The sequence below is a fragment of the Variovorax sp. YR750 genome (assembly GCF_900109805.1).
Lineage (GTDB): Bacteria > Pseudomonadota > Gammaproteobacteria > Burkholderiales > Burkholderiaceae_C > Variovorax > Variovorax gossypii.
The window spans coordinates 297,794-318,805 of the sequence record NZ_FOBJ01000002.1; the positions used below are offsets into that span (position 1 = coordinate 297,794).

Consider the following 21,012-nt stretch of genomic DNA (forward strand, 5'->3'; position numbering starts at 1 on the left):
GTAAGTCGAGCAGGTCGAATAAGAAAGAAATACGCGTCCGGCGTGATACCGGTTACGACCGCGCACACCTGCGGTCGGCGAGTGCCCCGCCGAGGTCATAGGATCGGGGCTTCCGAATTCACCGCCGCCGCGCCCATGTTCATCGTCACCCTCACCTACATCCGCCCGCTCGAGGAAGTCGACGCGCTGATGGATGCGCACATGGTCTGGCTCAAGAAGCACTACGAAAGCGGCCTTTTCGTGGCTTCGGGCCGGCAGGTGCCGCGCCAGGGCGGCGTGATCCTCGCGCGCTCGGGCGATCGCGAGGGTCTGGAGGCGGTGCTGGCGCGCGACCCCTTCGTGCAGGGCGGGGTGGCGCGCACCGAGGTCATCGAGTTCGTGCCGCGCATGACGGCGCCGAGCGTCGAGATCCTCAAGACCTTCTAGGGCCTCAGCTTCCGCCGGAGCCCGCCGGCACTTCCTCGCGCCCGCCGGGGTGCCGGGCGAAGCGCGGGGCGTCGTGGCCGTGCACCGGCGCCGGATCGTCCCAGGGCCAGCCGCCGAACTGCGTGCGGCGGTAGTCGGCCATGGTCTGGCCGATCTCGGCCTGCGTGTTCATCACGAAGGGGCCGTACTGCGCCACTGGCTCGGCGATCGGACGGCCCTGCAGCACCAGGAACTCGCCGGTCCCGGCCTCGCCGTTGACGATGTCGACCGCCTCGTTCGCACGCAGCTCGACGGCCGCCGGGCCCTCGACGCGTTCGCCGGCAATGCGGGCAACCGCTCCCTTGAAGAAGTACAGCATGCGCCGTGTGCCCTCGCCGGTGGCGGCGGGCAGCGTCCATTGGGCGCCGGGCGTCATCTTCAGCGTCCAGATCGCCACGTCGGCATCGGCCTGCGCGGCCCACGAGTCGGGCGGCGGCGCCAGCGGCTGGATCGGGGCCCTGCCGTTGACGGGGTCGTCGCCGAGCCGGCCCGCGATCACCGCGACTTCGGTGCGGCCGCCCTTGGCGTCGTCGGAGACGAAGCGCGGAATGGCCTCCGACCAGAACATCGTGAAGTGCGGCTCGGCCATCTTGTTCTTCGCCGGCAGGTTGAGCCAGATCTGGAACAGCTCCAGCGGGTTCGCCGCGGCGTCGTCGAGCAGCGGGAACATTTCCGAATGCACGATGCCCTTGCCGGCCGTGAGCCACTGCACGTCGCCGCCGCCGAAGCGCGCGGTCGCGCCCAGCGAGTCGGAGTGGTCGACCAGGCCCTTGCGAACGATGGTCACGGTTTCGAAGCCGCGGTGCGGGTGCGAGGGAAAGCCCGGCACCGTGTCGCCGTGGTACATGCTCCAGCCGTCCTTGCGGCTGAAGTCCTGCCCGATCTGGCGGCCGGCCAGCGAGGCCTCGGGGCCCATGCGGCCGTTGGCCTTCGGGTAGGCGTCGTCGTGATAGACGCAGAAGAGGAACGGGTCGATCGTCTGCCACGGGAAGCCCAGGGGGGCGATCCGCACGATGGGGCTCTTGCTGACGCTGCTGTCGTTGTCGGTCATGTCGCTGCTGTTCCTTTCCAGGTGGGGCGCGGCCGATGATGCCGCGCCAGTGCCTGGAATATCGGGGCGCCGCCGCCTTGCGGTAGGTGCCTTCCGTGCAACGGTGAAGAGCGCGTATGGAACGATGGGCATCGATCGTTCTCCCCTTCGGCGGTCTGCCTGCCGCGCCTTACTGCTTCGGCATCTCGGCGTTCGGGTCCATGTAGACCAGCTCCCACAGGTGGCCGTCGAGGTCCTGGAAGCCGTGGCCGTACATGAAGCCGTAGTCCTTCGGCTCGGTCGGGGTGGTGCCGCCGGCGGCCTTGGCCTTGGCCACGAGCTCGTCGACCTCGGCGCGGCTCTCGCACGAGAGGCACAGCAGCACTTCGGTACTCTTGGCGGTGTCGGTGATGCTCTTGGTGGTGAAGGTCTTGAAGAACTCCTCGACCAGCAGCATGACGTGGATGCTGTCCTTCTGGACGACCATGCACGCGGCATTGGCGTCGGTGAACTGCTCGTTGAAGGTGTAGCCCAGCGCGGCGAAGAACGCCTTGGTCTTGTCGAGGTTCTTGACGGGGAGGTTCACGAAGATCTGCTTGGTGGCCATGGTGTCGTCCTTTGGAGGAAAAAGAGTGGATGTGGGTTGAGTCCGGTGTCCTGTTTCGCCATGTGTTGTGTACACCGTCCACAAAAGATATCAAAGAAAATGGACGGCGTCCACATCTTTTTTCGAGCAGGCGAAATCCGACCCTCGGCGGCATGGGGGCCGGCATTGCATGCGGTGAAAGGGAGCGGGCATCATGGCCTCATGGAAATCGAGTTCAAGTTCTGCATCCCCCCCAGCCGCCTGAAGGCGGTGGAAGCCGCCCTGAAGCGCGGCACCGTCGTGCGCACCCGCCTGCAGGCCCGCTATTTCGACACCGCCGACCAGCGCCTGGCCGCCGACGGCATGGTGCTGAGGCTGCGCAAGGAAGGGCGGCGCTGGGTGCAGACCGTGAAGGCCACCGGCGACAACGCCCTGCACCGGCTGGAGCACAACGTCGACCTCGGCACGACGGGGCCGGCGTCGCAGATCGATCCGCAGCGGCACCAGGGCACGCCCGTGGGCGAGCGGCTCGCGAAGCTGCTGGCTGATGGCGGGGGCATGCCGCTGGTCGAACGGCAATCGACCGACATCGTGCGGCTCACGCGCGACCTGCGCGTCACCGGGCCCGGCGGCGCGGTGGTGGAAATGGCGCTCGATGTCGGCAAGGTCGTCGCGCATGCCGGCACGCCCGAGCAGCGCGAATCGCCGGTGTGCGAGCTCGAACTGGAGCTCAAGCGCGGCGACGTGCAGGGCCTGGTCTCGCTAGCGCGGCGCTGGTCGCAGCAGCATGGGCTGTGGTTCAGCACCGTGTCGAAGGCCGAGCGCGGCGCGCGCCTGCTGGCGGCGCAGGAGACGGTGGAAGCCGTGAAGGCCGAGCCGCCGCGCTTCGCCGCCCGGCAGCCGGACGGTTTGGCCATCCGGCAGGCCGTGGTGGCGTCGTGCCTTGCGCAGATGCTGCCGAACGCGAGCGAGATCGCCGCGGGCAGCACCGACGAGGAGCAGATCCACCAGCTGCGCATCGGCATCCGCCGGTTGCGGACGGCCCTGCGCGAGCTTGCCGAACTCGACCCCGCCTCGGGTGCTGCCGAAGCCGCCGAATGGGAGCCTCCGCTCGTCGAGGCCTTCCGCGCGCTCGGTGCGTTGCGCGACCGCGAGCAGGTCGTGAAGCTGGCCCAGCCGCGCTTGCGCGAAGCCGGCGCGCCCGACTTCGACCCGCTGGCCGCCGACGATGCCGCCGCAGCCGATGCGCCCTCTCCCGGCGATATCGTGCGCGCGCCAGCCTTCCAGAACGTGCTCGTCTCGCTGATCGGCTTCACCGCCGCGAAGCCCGCGGAACCAGCACCGGCGCTCGCCGCTGAAGAGGGCCAGTCAGCCCCGCCAGCCCCCCCGCCCGTCGGCGCCAACGCCGCTCGCCGCCTGCTGCGCCAGCGGTTGCAGCACTTGCACAAGCAGGTGCTGCGCGACGGCGAGCGCTTCGAATCGCTGGACACCGAAAGCCAGCACCGCGTGCGCAAGCGCCTCAAGCGCCTGCGCTACCTCGCCGAATTCGTGGCACCGCTGTTCGACGAGAAAGAAGAAGGCGCCGCCAGCCGCTACCTGAAGGCCCTGCGTCCCGCGCAGGACGCACTCGGCGAATACAACGACGAGGCCGTCGCGCTTGCGCTGTATCGGGAGGCCACCGCGCGCGACGCGCGCGCGTGGTTCGCCGTGGGATGGTTCACAGCGCGACATGCGGCCGGCGCGAAGGCCTGCCGCAAGGCGCTGGAAAAGATCGAGGACGCGCCGAGGTTCTGGAAGAAGAACTAGCCGTCGGAGGGGCGGCAGCGAGAACGGGAGAGCCGATGCCTCAGTGATGGTGCCCGTGCGCCCCATGAACATGTCGGTGCTCGATCTCCACCGGCTGCGCCGCGCGCACGTCCGTCACCTGCAGGCTGAACTTCAGTGCCTTGCCGGCCCACGGGTGGTTGCCGTCGAGCAGCACGACCGGGCCCTTGATCTTCATCACGGTGAAGACGTGCTCGCGGCCGTCGTCGAGGCGGCCCTGCAGCTGGCCGCCGACCTTCACGCCGGGCGGGAAGTCGGTCTTGGGGATGCTGCGCACCAGCGACTCGTCGCGCTGGCCGAAGGCGTCTTCGGGCGCGAGGTTCAGCACGGTCTGGTAGCCCTTTTCCTTGCCGTCGAGCGCTTCCTCGATCTTGGGCAGGGTGTTCTCGTATCCACCATGCAGGTAGGCCATCGGCTCGGGGCTCGCCTCGATGAGCTTGCCCTGGGCGTCCGAGACTTTGTACTTGATGGTGACGACGGTGTCTTTTGCGATTTTCATGGGGTCGCATTCTCAGCCGAAACCCGAAAGCACTGGCGGCCGGGCCTTTGCCGGCGGCCCGGCTACTTGAACGCGTCCATCTGGTCGAGCTTGCCCATCACCAGCCCGATGAAGGCCGACACCGCCAGCGGAAGGTGCTTGCGGCTCGGATAGACCACGTTGAGCCCCCGGCCCCTGTATTCGTATTGCGGCAGCACCCGCACCAGCAGGCCCGCCTGCTCGTCGCGCGTCGCCATCGCGGGCGGCAGCTGCGCGATGCCCAGCCCGGCCAGCGCCGCCTTGCGCAGCGCCTGCGCGGTGTTGCCGGTGAAGCGGCCGGTGACCTGCACCTCCTCATCCACGCCGTCGGGGCCGGTGAGCTGCCAGATGGCGTGGCCGGAGGGGCTCGAGGGCGTCACGCAGTCGTGATGGGCCAGGTCCTGCAGGCTGCGGGGCTCGCCGCGCCGTTCGATGTAGGCGGGGCTCGCCAGCAGGCCGCCGCTGCGGGTGATGAGCCGCCGGCCCACGTAGCCCGAGTCGCGCAGCACGCCGCCGCGGAAAGCCACGTCGATCTGTTCCGCGATCAGGTCGGCGGCCGCGTCGCTGAGCACGAAATCGAGCTTGACCAGCGGATGCTCGGCCAGGAAGTCGGCCACCCATTCCATCGGGAAGAAATCGAAGAAATCCGCCGGCGCGGCCACGCGCACGAGGCCGCTGGGCTCCTGGCCCCCAGCCGCCAGCGCCTGTCCGGCGGCAGCCAGGCCGTCGACCAGACCCGCGCACTGGTCGTGAAAGGCCTGCCCGGCGCTCGTCAGCGTGAGCTTGCGCGTGGATCGCTGCATCAGCCGGGTGCCGAGCTGCGACTCGAGCTGCTGGATGCGCCGGCTCACGGTGTTGGGCGGCAGGCCCAGCCTGCGGGCCGCCTCGGCGAAGCTGCCGTGACGGACCACCTGCACGAACATGGCGACGTCGTTCAGATCGAGCATCGGGGGCAATTCCTTCTATTTTTGGACGAGTGCAATCCGACTCTACCGCCTAGTCGATCAATGGGTGCGTGCCTAACCTTGTGGCCATGACTACTTCATCCCTTGCTTCTCCCACGCAGCGCCGCATCGTCTGGGGCGTCCGCATCCTGCTGGCGCTGGCCTTTGGCGCCGCGGGCGCGGCCAAGCTGGCCGGCGCGCAGCAGATGGTCCAGGTGTTCGACGCCATCGGCTTCGGCCAGTGGTTCCGCTACCTGACGGGCCTGGTCGAGGTCGGCGGCGCGCTGCTGCTGCTGGCGCCCGCGACCGGTTTCCTCGGCGGCCTGCTGCTGGCCGCGACCATGGTCTGCGCCGTGGCCACGCACCTGGTGCTGATCGGCGGCAACCCGGCGCCGGCGGTGGTGCTGGCGCTGCTGTCGGGCTTCGTCGCCTGGCGCCTGCGGCCTCTGCCCCAACCCGCCGTCACGGCGGCCTGACCTGATTTCCCTTCTTCCAACTTTCCCGGAGTACCCCCATGACCCAGCAACAACCCCGCATCGGCATCATCCTCGGCTCCACGCGCGAAGGCCGCTTTGGCGAGAAGCCCGCGCAGTGGATCCACGACATCGCCAAGCAGCGCACCGACCTCGCCTTCGAGCTGGTCGACCTGCGCGACCACCCGCTGCCCCTTTTCAACGAAGCCGGCGCGCCGGCCTGGGGGCCGGTGAAGAACGAGGCCGCGCAGCGCTGGCAGGCGAAGCTGGCCACCTTCGACGGCCTGATCGTCGTCACGCCCGAATACAACCACGGCCCGAGCGCGGTGCTGAAGAACGCCATCGACTGGGCCTACAAGGAATTCATCCGCAAGCCGATCGGCTTCGTGGGCTACGGCGGGGTGGGCGCGGCGCGCGCCGTCGAGCAGCTGCGGCTGGTGGCCGTCGAGATGCAGATGGCACCGGTGCGCCACGCGGTGCACATCGGCATGGTTGAGTTCCTGGGCATCTGGCAGCAGGGCAAGAGCTTCGCCGACTTCCCGCACCTGGCGCAGGCGGCGACCGCCCTGCTCGACGACATCGCGTGGTGGACCAAGGCGCTGAAGACAGCGAGGGAGGCCGCATGACCGCCGCAGTCGCAACGCAGGCCCGCGCCATCGTCTACCGCACGCGCGGCTCGCGCCACGGCGGCATCACGCGGCTGATGAGCCCCGGTGACCTGGGCGAATTCCTCAAGCCCTTCGTGTTCCTCGACCTGTTCGGCTTCGACGTCACGGGCGGCCACAAGGGCTTTGGCCTGCATCCGCACTCGGGCATCGCCACGCTGACCTGGCTGATGGAAGGCGACACGCTCTACGACGACACCACCGGCGAGCAGGGCACGCTGCACGGCGGCGGCGTCGAATGGATGCGGGCCGGCAACGGCGTGTGGCACACGGGCGCGCCCGCGCCGGGCGTGGAGCGCGTGCGCGGCTTCCAGCTGTGGGTGGCGCTGCCGGCCTCGGAAGAGAACGCGCCGGCGCAGAGCATGTATCTCGCGCCCTCGCAGGTGCCGACGGAAGGGCCCGCGCGCGTGCTGCTCGGGCGCTACGGCTCGGCGCAGAGCCCGATTCCAGCGCCGTCGCCGATGAACTACCTGGCGGTGAAGCTGAAGGACGGCGAGCGCTGGAGCTACGTGCCGCCGGCCGGCCACACCGTGGGCTGGGTCGCGGTCAACGAAGGTGGGCTCGAGAGCGGCGACAACAGGGGCGGCCCCATCGGCGCGGGCGAGCTCGCGGTGTTCGAGGAATCGGGCGCGGCCATCGACTTCGTCGCGCACGGCGACACCTCCTTCGTGCTGGGCTCGGCGGTGAAGCATCCGCACGAGCTGGTGCTGGGCCACTACTCGGTGCACACGAGCCGCGCGACGCTCGACCAGGGCGAAGCGGAGATCCGGCGCATCGGCGCAAGGCTGAGGCAGGAAGGCCGGCTCTCGTAATCCAGCGTGCGCCCGGCGGGCGGCTGCGCCAGAATCGTTCGCTTCATCTTTGAACGATTCCGCAGCCAGCAGCCCCCGCCATGAACATCGCCGACTCCTTCGTCACCAACGCCGCCCGCTTCGTCGAGATCCGGCGCGACATCCACGCCCACCCCGAGCTCGGCTTCGAAGAGCACCGCACCTCCGAGAAGGTGGCGAAGCTGCTCGCCGAATGGGGCATCGAGGTGCATCGCGGCATCGCGGGCACGGGGCTCGTCGGCGTGCTGCGCAAGGGCACGGGCAGTCGCACCATCGGCCTGCGCGCCGACATGGACGCTCTGCCGCTGCACGAAGCCAACGAATTCGCCCACAAGTCGACGAACCCCGGCCGCATGCACGCCTGCGGCCACGACGGCCACACCACCATGCTGCTGGCCGCCGCCTGGCACCTGTCGCAGCAGGGGCCCGACGACTTCGACGGCACGGTGAATTTCATCTTCCAGCCCGCCGAGGAGATGGGCAAGGCCGGCGCCAAGAAGATGATCGACGAGGGCCTGTTCGAGCGCTTCCCGTGCGACGCGGTCTTCGGGCTGCACAACTTCCCGGTGGGCGACGTCGGCCGCTTCGCGCTCAACGAAGGCGCGCTGATGGCCTCGAGCAACACCTACATGATCACCGTGCGCGGGCGCGGCACGCACGCCTCGATGCCGCACACGGGCATCGACCCGGTGGCTGCGGTGGTCACGCTCGCGCAGCAGCTGCAGACCATCGTGGCGCGCACCATTCCGAGCACCGAGCGCGCGCTGCTCGCGGTCACGCAGCTTCAGGGCTCCGACGCGCCCAACGTCATTCCCGACGTGGCCACCGTGGGCGGCACCATCCGCACCTTCTCGATCAACGCCATCGACAAGCTCGAAGCCCGCCTGCGCGAAGTGGCCGCGGGCGTGGCGGCGGCGCACGGCTGCACGGCCGAGGTGTTCTTCAAGCGCTCCTCGCCGCCGACCGTGAACCACCCGGCCGAGGCGCGCTTCGCAGCGGGCGTGATGCGCGAGGTGGTGGGCGACGACATGGTCACCGACGACTTCCCCGCCGTGATGGGCGCGGAAGACTTCGCGCACATGCTGCTCGCGCGGCCCGGCTGCTACGCCTTCCTGGGCAACGGCGACGGCGACCACCGGCTCGACGGCCACGGGCCCGGCCCTTGCATCATCCACAACACCTCGTTCGACTTCAACGACGAGATCATCCCGATCGGCGCCAGCTACTTCGTGAAGCTGGTGCAGCGCTGGCTGCCGGCGCGCGCCTGATCGGCGTTCCCTTCCCTCTGTTGATGATGAAGAAAAGAAAGCGGCCACCAGGATGACCACGACCCCGTTCACCCGACGTTCCCTCGCAGCCTTGTTCGCGACCACGGCCGCGGCCCTCGTGCTCGGCGTTCCGGCGCATGCGCAGCAGCGCGTGATCCACATCGTCGTGCCCTTCGGCACCGGCGCGGTGCAGGACACGGTGGCGCGCGCCTTCAACAACGAGCTGGGCGCTGCGCTGAACGCCAGCGCCATCGTCGAGAACCGCGCGGGCGCGGGCGGCACCGTGGGCGCGGCGATCGTGGCGCGCGCGCCGGCCGACGGCAACACGCTGATCCTCGCCGCCGCGAGCCACAACATCGCGGGCTTTCTCTACAGCAAGCTCAGCTACGACCCGCTGAAGGACTTCGTCGGCGTGGCCAACGTGGGCAACGCGGGCTACGTGCTCGCGGTGGCCAGCGGCATGGGCGTGTCGAGCACGGCCGACTTCATCAAGGAGGTCAAGGCCAACCCCGGCAAGTACAACTACGCCTCGGCAGGCAACGGCAGCGCCACGCACCTGGCGATGGCGTCCTTCCTCGCGAAGGCGGGGCTGCAGATGACGCACATCCCGACCAAGTCGACCGGCGAGGCCGTCAACGAGGTGCTCGCGGGTCGCGTGCAGGCGGTGATCTCGTCGAGCATCGGCGTGATCGGCTTCCAGGACGACGCGCGCATGAAGCTGCTGGCCTCCACCGGCCAGTCGCGCAGCCCCTTCCTGCCCAAGCTGCCGACCGTGGCCGAGAGCGGCCTGCCGGGCTACGCCTTCGATTCGTGGATCGGCCTGCTCGCACCGGCCGGCACGCCCAAGGCCGAGGTCGAGCGCCTGAACGTCGCGGCCAACAAGGTGCTGGCCGACCCGGCGATCCAGGAACGCTTCAAGCGCCTGGGCGTGGAGCCGCGCAGCCAGAGCGCGGAGGAATTCCAGAAGCTGCTGCGTTCGGACTGGGATGCGATGGGGGCGGTGGTGAAGGCTTCGGGGGCGAAGATCGATTGAGTCACGCTTTATAAGCTTGAGCCAGTAATGTGTCGGTATTGGCTTAAGCCGATATATTGACAAAATAAGCCAGGGCCGATATGTTGATTGCAACATGGACTATCCCCTGCGCTTCGTCGACCAACTACGGCCGCACCTCAAGGCGCTGCGAAAAAGGCGCGGCCTGACGCAGGCTCAGGCCGGTGCGCTCATCGGCGTCAGCCAGGCTCGGGTCGCCGAGATCGAAGCCGGTCCGGGCGCGGTGAGCTTCGAGCAGCTGATGAAGTTGCTGTCGGCGCTCGGAGCCTCGTTCATCCTGCGAGAAGACGAGCCTTCGGCCTCGATGCCCGATACCGTGGACGAACAAGGGCGTGCCCACGACGTGCTGCCGGACGACGATGTGAAACTCCCGCAGGGGCAGGGAAAGTGGACCGTCCGCAGGATGAGCGACCAATCGGTACTGGCCAGCCTTGTGCCGGAAGACCTCGCCGATCCTGCTGAAGGCGTCGCCGCGCAAAGGCCTGGCATGGGCGCATTGCTGCGCGAGCTTCGTGCGCTCAATCCCGACAAGACCGTGGAGCCGACATCACGGCGGAATTTCCTGATCCGGGCGAAGAGGGAAACGTGGTGACGCAGGCGCTGAATGCATGGATGAACGGCGAATTCGTCGGCACGTGGTCCGTCGATCGCGACTCCCATTCGTTCCGGTATGACCCCCGCTGGCTGACGTTGCCCCGGCACCGCTCGTTGTCGCTGTCGATCCCGATCAACCCGGCGCTCGAAGTGCGGGGCGAGGTGGTGAAGAACTACTTCGACAACCTGCTGCCCGACAGCGACAGGATTCGCGCGCGTCTGCGCAGTCGCTTCAGGCTCAAGGACGCCAGGACCTTCGACCTGCTCGAAGCCATCGGCCGCGACTGTGTCGGGGCCGTGCAGTTGTTGCCCCAGGACGCAGTGCCCCAGGGCTGGGACACCGTGAACTGCGAGCCTCTGGACGAAGAGCAGATCGCGGCGCTGCTCCAGGCCATTCCGTCCGAGGACACCCCGGAAGGCATGCAGGACGAGGACCTGTTTCGCATCTCCCTTGCCGGCGCGCAGGAGAAGACCGCCCTGACCTTCTGGAACGGCAGGTGGTGCCGGCCGCACGGCGCCACGCCCACCACGCACATCGTCAAGCTGCCGCTCGGACTGATCGGCGGCTCGAAGCGCGTGGACGCCTCCGATTCGGTGCAGAACGAATGGCTGTGCGCGCAGATCGTCGAGGCACTCGGCCTGCCTGTGGCGCCGACCTCCATGGCCTCTTTCGGCGGACAGACGGTTCTTGTCGTGGAGCGATTCGATCGCGAGCGGATGGGCGGCGGCGCCTGGATCGCGCGCCTGCCGCAGGAAGACTTCTGCCAGGCAATGGGCCTGCCCTCCGACAAGAAATACGAGCAGCACGGTGGCCCCGGCATGGGCAAGTGCCTGCAGCTTCTGCAAGGCAGCGGGAATGCCGGCGACGGCACTCGGTTCCTGCTCGCGCAACTGGCGTTCTTTCTGCTCGCCGCCACGGACGGCCACGCCAAGAACTTCTCGATCCGCCTGCTGCGCGGCGATGCCTACGAAATGACGCCGCTCTACGACGTCATCTCGATGTGGCCGTACTTCGGCAACGGACCCAATCAGTTCCAGCCGCGCAAGGCGGGCCTGGCCATGGCCATCCGGTCGAAGAACCCGCACTATCTCCTTCACACCATCCAGGCTCGCCATTGGCATGGATTGGCCATGAAGCACGGTGGCATCGACGTCTGGAATGCCATGCTGGAGATGGTGGCTTCAGTGGATGACGCATTGGACGAAGTCGAGGCCCTGCTGCCTGCGGACTTTCCTGAATGGACCTGGGAGTCCATCTCGCGCGGCATGCAAAGCGAGAGCGAGCGGTTTCTCAGGGAGGTGGCTCACATCGCCGTGTAGGACGCCGGTCAATTGACAACGCGCCCGCCGCATTCATGCTTCCTCGTGGGTTCCGGGGCATTCCGCCCCGGTCCGCGAAAGGAGCTTTTTCATGGATCCGACGTCGCCATTCAATCCGCCTCCGGGCCAGCCGGTGACCAGGTCGCCCAAGGCGCTGTGGGCAGTGATCGGCGCTCTCTCGGTGGCCGTGGTGGCGCTTGGCGGGGTGCTGCTGCACCGGCAGCAAGGGCCGGATGCGGCTGCGAGTGTCCCGCCTCCCGTCGTCGTCGCCGCGGCTCCGGCCACGCCCAACGCGCCGGACGACTTCAAGCCTGAAGCGCTGCAGGCGCCGCCCGCAATGCCTGCGCCCGTTCCGGCAGCGGCGCCTGTCAGGGCGCCCGAACCCGCGCCGGTCCAGGCGATGCAACCGGCAGTGCCGCAGGCGCCCTTGCCAGCCGCAGCACCGGTTGCTGCCGCGCAGCCCGCTCCACCGCCGTGCGCGGTCTGCGGCCGCGTGGAATCGGTGCACCCGGTACAGCGCGCGCAGAAGACCACCGGTGTCGGCGCCGTCGCGGGCGGCGTGGTCGGCGGCCTTGTCGGCAACCAGTTCGGCCATGGCAACGGGCGCGTCGCCACCACGGTGCTGGGCGCGGTGGGCGGCGGTTTCGCCGGGAATGCCGTCGAGAAGCACGTGCGCACCGTCACCGTCTACGAGGTGGGCGTGCGCATGGACGACGGCGCGCTGCGCACCGTCGAGACGAAGACCGCGCCGCCTGTCGGCAAGCCGGTCACGCTCAGGCGCGGCGTGCTGCGCCCCGCCGACGGGCACAGGTAGCCGGTCGGAAACCGCTGTCGCGGGCCCCGCCGCGGGGCTCGGCGCCTTGCGCCGCCGATATCACAGAAGAACCTCGCCCGGAAGAGCGCTTGCCCGACGGATATCTTGACCGTATATCTTTAATATATTTAAAGTGCGACGCTTCCACACCGCACACCAAAAGGAGCGATCAAGTGAGCAATCCCCGCTGGCAAGGCATCTTTCCCGCCGTCACCACCAAGTTCAACGCCGACGAGAGCATCGATGCCGAGGGCACGGCCCGGCACATCGACTTCCAGATCCGCAACGGCATCCACGGCCTCGTCACCTGCGGCTCGCTCGGCGAAGCCAGCACGCTGACGCTGGAGGAGAAGCTGCAGGTCGCGAAGATCGCGCTGGAGGCCGCCGACGGCCGCATCCCGGTGCTGGCCAACGTGTCCGAGACCAGCACGCGCGAGGCGCTGCGCTACGTCGACGGTGCCAACAAGCTCGGCGTGGCCGGATTCATGGTGATGCCCTCGGTGATCTACGTGGCCGACGCGCGCGAGGCCATGCTCAACGTGCGCACCATCGCCAATGCGGCGCAGAAGCCCATCATGGTCTACAACAACCCGGTGGCCTACCGCGTCGACCTCAAGCCCGCGCACATGGTCGAGCTGGCCGACTGCGAATGGATCGCGGCCATCAAGGAAAGCACCGACGACATCCGCCGCATCACCGACCTGCGCAACACCGTGGGCGACCGCTACCAGCTCTTCCTCGGCGTCGACGACCTTGCCTACGAGGGCCTGGCTCTGGGTTGCGACGGCCTGCTGGCCGGCGTGGGCTGCGCCTTCCCGCGCGAGACCGTGGCGCTCTACGACCTGATGAAGGCCGGCAAGTTCGCCGAGGCGCTCAAGCTCTACCAGTGGATGACGCCGATGCTGCACCTCGACGTGTCCACCAAGCTCGTGCAGAACCTCAAGCTCATCGACGCGCTGGTGGGCGTGGGCACCGAGCACATGCGCCGCCCTCGCCTGCCGCTCGTCGGCGCCGAGCGCGAGTTCGTCGAAGGCATCGTGAAGAAGGCGCTCGCGACGAGGCCTGTTCAATACCAGTCGGTCATGTAATAAACCGACGGCGCGCTGGCGCCGGCTTACCCGTCGGTCGCCGGCAGCGTGTTTTTCATCGTCCCCAACCCAGCAGGAAGAAGCATGAAGACAAAAGCAAGCATGGTTTCGTTTCCCGGCCTCGCCGTCATCGCCCTGGCCCTCGCCGGCCAGGCGCATGCGCAGGAGCAGGTGGTCAAGATCGGTCACAGCGGTCCGCTGTCGGGCCCTAATGCCTTCGCGGGCAAGGACAATGAAAACGGCGTGCGCCTCGCCATCGAGGAGCTCAACGCGAAGAAGCTCGTCGTCGGCGGCAAGACGCTGAAGTTCGAGCTGGCCTCGGAAGACGACCAGTGCGACGCCAAGACCGGCGTGAGCGTGGCGCAGAAGTTCGTGGATGACGGCGTGAAGTACGTCATGGGCCCGTACTGCTCGGGCGTGGCCATCCCGGCCTCGCGCATCTACAGCGACGGCGGCACCATGGTCTCCACCGTGGGCACCAACCCGAAGGTCACGCAGGGCGGCTACAAGAACCTCTACCGCATCATCGCGAGCGACAACCAGATCGGCAGCGCCATGGCCGTGTACGCAGCCAAGGAGATGAAGGTGAAGAAAGTCGGCGTGATCGACGACCGCACCGCCTTCGGCCAGGGCCTCGCCGAAGAGTTCACCAAGGAAGCGAAGAAGCAGGGCCTGACCGTCGTCGGCCAGGAGTTCACCACCGACAAGGCCGTGGACTTCACCGCCATCCTGACCAACATGAAGTCCAAGGCGCCAGAGGCCATCTTCTTCGGCGGCTACGCGCCGCAGGCCGCGCCCATGGCGCGGCAGATGAAGCAGCTCGCGGTGCCCGGCAAGCTGCTGGGCGGCGACACCGTCTGCAGCCCCGCCACCGGCAAGCTCGGCGGCGACGCGGTCAACGACCTGGTGTTCTGCGCGCAGGGCGGCTCCATCCTCGAGAAGGCGCAGAGCGGCCCGGCCTTCAAGGAGAAGTTCAAGAAGCGCTTCAACGCCGATCCCGACGCGTACGCCGCCTCGTACTACGACCAGGTGCTCTTCATCGGCGAGTCGATGAAGAAGGCCAACTCCATCGATCCCGACAAGGTCGGCGCCGAGCTCTACAAGGCCACCTACAAGGGCGTGGCCGCCACCTACGCCTACGACGACAAGGGCAACATGAAGCAGGCGCCGATCACCGTGTTCACCTTCAAGAACGCGGCCCCGGTGCCCATCGCGAGCTACTGAGCCGAAGCGAAGAAGAAAGAAGAAGACGAGCATGCAGCGCATCCAGGTCATCGACTCACACACGGGCGGCGAGCCCACGCGCCTGGTGATCGGGGGCTTCCCCGACCTGGGCAAGGGCAGCATGGCCGAGCGTCGCGCGCTGCTGGCCGACCAGCACGACAAGTGGCGCGCCGCCGCCGTGCTGGAGCCGCGCGGCAGCGACGTGGTGGTGGGCGCGCTGCTGTGCGAGCCGGTCTCCGCCGATGCGGCGGCTGGCGTCGTCTTCTTCAACAACGCCGGCTATTTGGGCATGTGCGGCCACGGCACCATCGGGCTGGTCGCGAGCCTCGCGCACATGGGGCGCATCGGCATCGGCGAGCACCGCATCGAGACGCCCGTGGGCACCGTGACCACCACGCTGCACGAAGACGGCTCGGTGAGCGTGCGCAACGTGCCGGCGTATCGGCACCTGCGGCAGGCGGCGGTTGAACTGCCGGGCCACGGCGTCGTGCGCGGCGACGTGGCCTGGGGCGGCAACTGGTTCTTCCTCGTGAGCGAACACGGCCAGCGCGTGGCGAGCGACAACCTCGCCGCGCTCACCGACTACACCGCCGCATTGCGCCGTGCGCTCGCGGCACAGGGCATCACCGGTGCCGACGGCGCCGAGATCGACCACATCGAACTCTTCGCCGACGACAGCGAAGGCGCCGACAGCCGCAACTTCGTGCTGTGCCCCGGCAACGCCTACGACCGCTCGCCCTGCGGCACCGGCACCAGCGCCAAGATCGCCTGCCTCGCAGCCGACGGCAAGCTCGCGCCGGGCGAGGTGTGGAAGCAGGCCAGCGTGATCGGCAGCGTCTTCGAGGCCAGCTACGCGCTCGACGGCGAAGGCCGCGTCATCCCCACGCTGCGCGGCCGCGCGCACATCAGCGCCGAGGCCACGCTGCTGATCGACGACGCCGACCCTTTCGGCTGGGGCATACGGCTCTGACATCGGGCGGAATGAACGCGGACGTCATCGTCATCGGCGCCGGCATCGTCGGCGCCGCGTGCGCGCATGCGCTCGCCGGTGCCGGCGCGAAGGTGCTGGTGCTCGACGCTGGCATCGGCGGTGCCACCGGCGCGGGCATGGGGCACCTCGTGGTGATGGACGACAACCCGGCCGAGCTTGAACTGAGCCGCCGTTCGATCGCGCAATGGCGCGAACTCGCGCCGCGCATGGGCGAAGACTGCGCGTACAGCGCCTGCGGCACCTTGTGGATCGCCGCGAACGACGAAGAGATGGCCGAAGCCGAGCGCAAGCTGCAGCGGCTGCGCGCCGATGGCATCGACAGCCGTCTGCTCGACGCGAATCAGCTCGCGGCCGCCGAACCGGCGCTGCGCAAGGGCCTCGCGGGCGCGCTCGAAGTGCCGAGCGACGGCATCCTCTACGCATCCAACGCGGCACGCTGGCTGCTCGCGCAACACGAGGCATCGATCCGCGTCGAGCACGCGAAGGTCGAGGCCATCGACGACGACGGCTCGCTGCGCCTCGCAGACGGCACCCGCCGCGCCGCGCCGCAGGTCGTGCTCGCCAACGGCATCCAGGCGACGACGCTGTGCCCCGAACTGCCGATACGCCCGAAGAAGGGGCACCTGCTCATCACCGACCGCTATCCGGGCACGGTGCACCACCAGCTGGTCGAGCTCGGCTACGTGACCAGCGCACATCACAGCGAGGGCGACTCGGTCGCCTTCAACGTGCAGCCGCGTCCCACGGGGCAGCTGCTGATCGGCTCCTCGCGCCAGTTCGACACCACCGATCCGGCGGTCGAGGCGCCGATGCTGGCGCGCATGCTCCGCCGCGCGCTCGACTACCTGCCGGGGCTCGCGAACCTCAACGCCCTGCGTTCGTGGACCGGCATGCGCGCGGCCTCGCCCGACGGGCTTCCGCTTCTGGGCAAGCATCCGTGGCGCGAGAAGCTCTGGCTTGCCGTCGGGCACGAAGGCCTCGGCGTGACCACGGCGCCTGGCAGCGCGCAACTGCTCGCGGCGCTGATGACCGGTTCGACACCCGATTTCGACGCTGCGCCGTACGCGCCTCGCGGACTGCGGGAGGCTGCATGAGCGCCCACACGCTGCTGAACATCGACGGCCGTCTGGTCCGTGTGAAGGCGGGCAGCTCGGTCGCTGCAGCGCTGCGCGTGGCAGGCGGCATGGGCGTGGCACGCACGTCCGTCAGCGGCCAGCAGCGTGCGCCCTTCTGCGGCATGGGCGTATGCCAGGAGTGCCGCGTGCTGATCGACGGCCGGCGCAGGCTCGCGTGCCAGACCGTCTGCACCGAAGGCATGCGCGTGGAGACTTCGGAATGAGCGGCGTCGTGTCGGAGCGCTGCGACGTGCTCGTCATCGGCGCCGGCCCGGCCGGCATGGCAGCCGCCGTGGCCGCCGCGCCGAGCGGCGCATCGATCGTCGTGATCGACGACAACCCCGCGCCCGGTGGACAGATCTGGCGCGACGGCCCCGGCGCCAGGCTGCCGCCTGCCGCGCGCAGGTGGCGCGACGCGCTCGAACGCCACGCCAACATCCGCGTGCGCAGCGGCACGCGCGTCGTCGCCGCACCGGCGCCTGGCGAACTGTTGCTCGAAGACGCGGAGGGCGCCACGCGCATGCGATGGGGCAAGCTCATCCTCTGCACCGGCGCGCGCGAACTGCTGTTGCCTTTTCCGGGCTGGACGCTGCCCGGCGTGACCGGCGCGGGTGGCCTGCAGGCACTCATCAAGGCCGGCCTGCCGGTCGCGGGCGAGCGCATCGTCATCGCAGGCAGCGGGCCTCTGCTGCTTGCCACCGCCGCCACCGCGCGCGCGGCAGGCGCCAAGGTGTTGCGCATCGCCGAGCAGGCATCGTTCGCCTCGGTCGCGCGCTTCGGCGCCAGCCTTGCGCGCTGGCCGGGCAAGGCCGCACAGGCGGTGACGCTGGCCGATCCGCAGTACCGCACCTCGTCGCGCATCGTCTCGGCGCAAGGCACGACTCAGGTCGAGTCGGCGCGACTGCTGCAGGGCAACGGAACGGAGGCCGAAATCGCCTGCGACCGCATCGCCTGCGGCTTCGGCCTCGTGCCCAATACACAGCTCGGCCGCATGCTCGGTTGCACTCTCGCGCCTGCGGGCGGCCTGTCGGTGGACGCGCTCCAGGCCACCAGCATCGCCGGCGTCTACGCGGCAGGCGAGTGCACCGGCTTCGGCGGCAGCGAGCGCGCGCTTGCGCAGGGCGCCATCGCCGGCCACGCAGCGGTGGGCGACGAACGCGCGGCGAAAGCCCATGAAGGCGAGCGCGACCGCTGGGATGCCTTCGCCGCGCAGCTGCACCGCGGCTTCGCGCTGGCCGCCGACATCCGGACGATGCCGAAGGCCGACACGCTCGTCTGCCGCTGCGAAGACGTGCCTCTGTCCTCGCTGCAAGGCTGCTCCGGCTGGACCGACGCCAAGCTGCACCGCCGCTGCGGCATGGGCGCCTGCCAGGGCCGCGTCTGCGGCGACGCCGCGCAGTTCCTCTTCGGATGGACGCCGCCCGCGCCGCGTCCGCCGCTGTCGCCGGTGCGCATCGCGACGCTCGCGGGCCTCGGCGAAGCCGCGACCGACGCGGACGCCCGACAATGACGCCGCAGCATCCGCAGAAGAAGACCATGGCCTCCCCGAAGAACCCCGCCGCATCCCGTCCACCGCCCAAGCGCCGCGCCGCCGACGAGGCCTACGACGCCATCGAGACGCTGCTGTCGACCATGCAGCTGCAGCCCGGCAGCCAGATCGTCGAGGCCGATCTTGCGGAGCGCACCGGGCTGGGCCGCACGCCGGTGCGCGAGGCGCTGATGCGCATGGTGTCCATCGGCCTCATCGTGCAGCAGCCGCGGCGCGGGCTGCTGGTGTCGACCATCGACCTGGCCGACCACCTCGATGTGATCCAGACCCGGCGCGTGCTCGAGCTACTCATCGCCGCCTGCTCCGCACGCCGCGCCACCGCGCAGCAGCGCAAGGAGATCGTGCGCTGCGCCGAGATGATGGTCGAGGCCGCGGGCCGCGGCGACCTCAACGACTACATGCAGGCCGACCGCGCGCTCGACCTCGTCAACCACCAGGCGAGCCACAACGATTCGGCGGTGCGCGCGGTGATCCCGCCCATCGTGCAGTGCCGGCGCTTCTGGTACGCCTACCAGCACGAGGGCGAGATCGTCGAGGGCGCGAACGCGCACCTCGAACTGGCGCAGGGCATCGCCACGGGCGACGAGGCGGCCGCCATCGCGGGCGCCAACCGGCTGATGGACTACCTCGAAGTCTTCGCGCGCAAGATCATCGACAACTAGCACGCAGGCAGGGGGCGCAAGTAGGCCGAATGGCCTCGCCCCTCGCTCCCGGCCTCCGGGCAATTCCGCGTGTTCCGAGGCGGCCTCGCGGCGCATACTGGCCCGATGGCCGTCGCACCCCGAGCCCAACCCGAAGACTTCTTCACCACCGAGGAGTGGCAGTCGCTCACCGCGCGTTCGTCGTGGAAGGGCCTGTGGCTGGTGCTGCATTGCTGGGGCGTGATCGGCGTGGCGATGCTCGTGGGCATCGTGTGGCCGTGGACCATTCCGCTCGTGGTGCCGATCGTCGGGGCCCGGCAGCTGGGCCTCTTCATCCTCATGCATGACGCCGCGCACGCGGCCCTGCACCGCAACCGCAAGGTCAACGACTGGGTGGGCTACTGGCTGTGCTCGTCGACGCTGCGCGACTACCGGCCCTATCACCTGCAGCACCACCGCTTCGTGCAGCAGACCGAAGACCCGGACCTCGTGCTGTCGGCGCCCTTCCCCATCACGCGCGCCTCGATGTGGCGCAAGGTGGTGCGCGACCTGAGCGGGCAGACCTTCTACAAGCAGCGCTTCGGGCACATCGCCGAGGGCATCCGCAAGCGCGCGCCAGGCGAGTCGGCGCTGAAGGCTTTCGGCCGCGAACTCGCGAAGGACCGGCGGTTCCTCATTGCCAACGGCCTGGGCTTTCTCGCCCTCGCGCTCGCCGGCTACTGGTGGGCATGGCTCGCGATGTGGCTGCTGCCGATGGCGACCTGGCTGCCGCTGGTGAGCCGCGTGCGCAACATCGCCGAGCATGCGCTGGTCGCGCAGAACGAGGCCGATCCGATGCGGCAGGCCCGCACCACGCATGCCGGCTGGCTCGAACGCACTCTGGTGGCACCCTACTGGGTCAACTACCACTGCGAGCATCACATGTTCACCAGCCTGCCCTGCTGGGCGCTGCCGAAGGCGCACCGGCTGCTGCGACGGCAGGACGCCATCGCGCGCATGGAAGTGCAGCCGGGCTACCTGAGCCTGCTGAAGCGCGCCACCGCGCAGGCTGTCTAGCGCGCGGCCGCTGCGGCGGGCCTCGCCGCCGGCTGTCCGCCGCGCTGCGCGTGCTGGCTCAGCCAGATGCTCGCGATCACGATGAAGATGCCCAGCACCTGCCAGGTCGATAGCGCCTGGCCGAGCAGCGCCCAGCCGAGGATCACGGCCGTCACCGGGCTCAGGAAGGCCAGCGGCGCGATGGTCGAGGGCTCCAGCCGGGCCACGCCGCGGAACCACACGATGTAGGTCAGCGCGGCGCCCACCAGGCCCAGCCAGCCGAAGCCGATCCAGTTGTGCAGCGTGAGCGCGGGCAGCGGCGGCTCCAGCAGCAGCGCCACCGGCAGCAGCAGCAGGCCGCCGGCGGTGAGCTGCCACGCGGTGAAGGTCAGCGCCGACACCGGCGGCTGCCAGCGCCGGCTCAGCACCGTGCCGAAGGCCATCGACGTCGCCGCGGCGATGGCGGCCGCGATGCCCAGCGCATCGAGCGCCGCGTTCGGCGTCAGCACCAGCAGGGCGACACCCCCGATGCCGACCACCGCAGCCGCCACGGAGAGCATTCGCACCGGCGAGCCCAGGAAGATGCTGGCGAGGAACACCACAAAGAGCGGCTGTACCGAGGTGATGGTGGCCGCCACGCCGCCCGGCAGCCGATAGGCCGCGAGAAACAGCATCGCCCACAGCACCGAGAAGTTCAGCGCGCCCAGGATGAAGATGCGCCCCCACCATGCCCGCTCGGGCAGCTGCCGCACGATTGCCAGCAGCAGCAGGCCCGCCGGCAGCGCGCGCAGCAGCGCCACCGTCAGCGGGTAGTTCGCGGGCAGCAGCTCGGTGGTGACGATGTAGGTGCTGCCCCAGATGGCGGGTGCCGTTGCGGTGAGAAGGATGTCGGTGGTGCGGCTGGTCATGCCTCGAATCTAGTGAGTTGACCGGTGGTTGTGAATGTCCGAATAATGAATTGATTCTTTACCGGCAGTCGTCAATCAGG

23 protein-coding genes are annotated in these 21,012 nt (G+C 69.0%); 18 read left to right on the forward strand and 5 right to left on the reverse strand.

Features of this window, described 5'->3' with window-relative positions; translation table 11 throughout:
• Positions 1 to 135 precede the first annotated feature (135 nt).
• Entirely contained in the window at positions 136 to 426 is a 291-nt protein-coding gene (locus BMY35_RS04900) for a YciI family protein (protein WP_093195879.1), read from the forward strand.
• 4 nt (positions 427 to 430) lie between these two features.
• On the opposite strand, the gene BMY35_RS04905 is transcribed toward BMY35_RS04900, so the two are convergent.
• Together BMY35_RS04905 and BMY35_RS04910 are read right to left on the reverse strand one after the other, a co-directional pair.
• Positions 431 to 1,516, reverse strand: coding sequence for a pirin family protein (locus tag BMY35_RS04905; RefSeq protein ID WP_176947414.1), 1,086 nt, complete (start codon positions 1,514 to 1,516; stop codon positions 431 to 433).
• A gap of 169 nt (positions 1,517 to 1,685) precedes the next feature.
• Entirely contained in the window at positions 1,686 to 2,102 is a 417-nt protein-coding gene (locus BMY35_RS04910) for a VOC family protein (RefSeq protein WP_093195881.1), read from the reverse strand.
• Between the two features lie 201 nt (positions 2,103 to 2,303).
• On the opposite strand from BMY35_RS04910, the gene BMY35_RS04915 reads away from it, so the two are divergent.
• Positions 2,304 to 3,887 carry a CYTH and CHAD domain-containing protein gene (locus tag BMY35_RS04915; RefSeq protein ID WP_093195882.1) on the forward strand — a complete coding sequence of 528 codons (1,584 nt, stop codon included), beginning with the start codon at positions 2,304 to 2,306 and terminating at the stop codon, positions 3,885 to 3,887.
• Positions 3,888 to 3,927: 40 nt separating this feature from the next.
• On the opposite strand, the gene BMY35_RS04920 is transcribed toward BMY35_RS04915, so the two are convergent.
• A complete protein-coding gene (locus tag BMY35_RS04920) occupies positions 3,928 to 4,404 on the reverse strand; it encodes an FKBP-type peptidyl-prolyl cis-trans isomerase (protein ID WP_093195883.1) in 477 nt (158 codons plus the stop codon).
• A gap of 62 nt (positions 4,405 to 4,466) precedes the next feature.
• The gene (locus BMY35_RS04925; protein ID WP_093195884.1) at positions 4,467 to 5,369 is read right to left on the reverse strand and encodes a LysR family transcriptional regulator; all 903 of its coding nucleotides are present in this window, start codon (positions 5,367 to 5,369) and stop codon (positions 4,467 to 4,469) included.
• A gap of 86 nt (positions 5,370 to 5,455) precedes the next feature.
• On the opposite strand from BMY35_RS04925, the gene BMY35_RS04930 reads away from it, so the two are divergent.
• From BMY35_RS04930 to BMY35_RS05005, 16 genes are all read left to right on the forward strand, one after another.
• On the forward strand, positions 5,456 to 5,842 hold the full coding sequence (locus tag BMY35_RS04930) for a DoxX family protein (RefSeq protein ID WP_093195885.1): 387 nt from the start codon (positions 5,456 to 5,458) through the stop codon (positions 5,840 to 5,842).
• Positions 5,843 to 5,880: 38 nt separating this feature from the next.
• A complete protein-coding gene (locus tag BMY35_RS04935) occupies positions 5,881 to 6,465 on the forward strand; it encodes an NADPH-dependent FMN reductase (protein WP_093195886.1) in 585 nt (194 codons plus the stop codon).
• Entirely contained in the window at positions 6,462 to 7,316 is an 855-nt protein-coding gene (locus BMY35_RS04940; protein ID WP_093195887.1) for a pirin family protein, read from the forward strand. The genes BMY35_RS04935 and BMY35_RS04940 overlap by 4 nt, the downstream gene beginning before the upstream one ends.
• A gap of 80 nt (positions 7,317 to 7,396) precedes the next feature.
• A complete protein-coding gene (locus BMY35_RS04945) occupies positions 7,397 to 8,602 on the forward strand; it encodes a M20 aminoacylase family protein (RefSeq protein WP_093195888.1) in 1,206 nt (401 codons plus the stop codon).
• A gap of 52 nt (positions 8,603 to 8,654) precedes the next feature.
• Positions 8,655 to 9,635: a tripartite tricarboxylate transporter substrate-binding protein gene (locus BMY35_RS04950; RefSeq protein ID WP_093195889.1), complete on the forward strand. Its 981-nt coding sequence runs from the start codon at positions 8,655 to 8,657 to the stop codon at positions 9,633 to 9,635.
• A gap of 94 nt (positions 9,636 to 9,729) precedes the next feature.
• Positions 9,730 to 10,245 (forward strand): helix-turn-helix domain-containing protein, encoded by a 516-nt coding sequence (locus BMY35_RS04955; RefSeq protein WP_093195890.1) that lies wholly within the window; start codon positions 9,730 to 9,732, stop codon positions 10,243 to 10,245.
• A 20-nt stretch (positions 10,246 to 10,265) separates the two neighbouring features.
• A complete protein-coding gene (locus BMY35_RS04960; protein ID WP_093196176.1) occupies positions 10,266 to 11,567 on the forward strand; it encodes a HipA domain-containing protein in 1,302 nt (433 codons plus the stop codon).
• Positions 11,568 to 11,658: 91 nt separating this feature from the next.
• Positions 11,659 to 12,381, forward strand: a complete 723-nt coding sequence (locus BMY35_RS04965) for a glycine zipper 2TM domain-containing protein (protein WP_093195891.1) — start codon at positions 11,659 to 11,661, stop codon at positions 12,379 to 12,381.
• A gap of 173 nt (positions 12,382 to 12,554) precedes the next feature.
• The gene (locus BMY35_RS04970; RefSeq protein ID WP_093195892.1) at positions 12,555 to 13,469 is read left to right on the forward strand and encodes a dihydrodipicolinate synthase family protein; all 915 of its coding nucleotides are present in this window, start codon (positions 12,555 to 12,557) and stop codon (positions 13,467 to 13,469) included.
• A gap of 84 nt (positions 13,470 to 13,553) precedes the next feature.
• The gene (locus BMY35_RS04975; protein WP_093195893.1) at positions 13,554 to 14,693 is read left to right on the forward strand and encodes a branched-chain amino acid ABC transporter substrate-binding protein; all 1,140 of its coding nucleotides are present in this window, start codon (positions 13,554 to 13,556) and stop codon (positions 14,691 to 14,693) included.
• Positions 14,694 to 14,724: 31 nt separating this feature from the next.
• A complete protein-coding gene (locus BMY35_RS04980; protein WP_093195894.1) occupies positions 14,725 to 15,663 on the forward strand; it encodes a 4-hydroxyproline epimerase in 939 nt (312 codons plus the stop codon).
• Between the two features lie 11 nt (positions 15,664 to 15,674).
• Positions 15,675 to 16,778 carry an NAD(P)/FAD-dependent oxidoreductase gene (locus BMY35_RS04985; protein WP_093195895.1) on the forward strand — a complete coding sequence of 368 codons (1,104 nt, stop codon included), beginning with the start codon at positions 15,675 to 15,677 and terminating at the stop codon, positions 16,776 to 16,778.
• Positions 16,775 to 17,023 (forward strand): (2Fe-2S)-binding protein, encoded by a 249-nt coding sequence (locus BMY35_RS04990; protein WP_093195896.1) that lies wholly within the window; start codon positions 16,775 to 16,777, stop codon positions 17,021 to 17,023. Before BMY35_RS04985 ends, BMY35_RS04990 begins: the two co-directional genes overlap by 4 nt.
• Complete coding sequence (locus BMY35_RS04995; RefSeq protein WP_093195897.1) at positions 17,020 to 18,309, forward strand: NAD(P)/FAD-dependent oxidoreductase; 1,290 nt, start codon at positions 17,020 to 17,022, stop codon at positions 18,307 to 18,309. The genes BMY35_RS04990 and BMY35_RS04995 overlap by 4 nt, the downstream gene beginning before the upstream one ends.
• Positions 18,306 to 19,010: a GntR family transcriptional regulator gene (locus BMY35_RS05000; protein ID WP_176947413.1), complete on the forward strand. Its 705-nt coding sequence runs from the start codon at positions 18,306 to 18,308 to the stop codon at positions 19,008 to 19,010. Before BMY35_RS04995 ends, BMY35_RS05000 begins: the two co-directional genes overlap by 4 nt.
• A 105-nt stretch (positions 19,011 to 19,115) precedes the next feature.
• Complete coding sequence (locus BMY35_RS05005; RefSeq protein WP_093195898.1) at positions 19,116 to 20,045, forward strand: fatty acid desaturase family protein; 930 nt, start codon at positions 19,116 to 19,118, stop codon at positions 20,043 to 20,045.
• On the opposite strand, the gene BMY35_RS05010 is transcribed toward BMY35_RS05005, so the two are convergent.
• Positions 20,042 to 20,932, reverse strand: a complete 891-nt coding sequence (locus BMY35_RS05010; RefSeq protein WP_093195899.1) for an EamA family transporter — start codon at positions 20,930 to 20,932, stop codon at positions 20,042 to 20,044. The genes BMY35_RS05005 and BMY35_RS05010 overlap by 4 nt on opposite strands.
• Positions 20,933 to 21,012 lie beyond the last annotated feature (80 nt).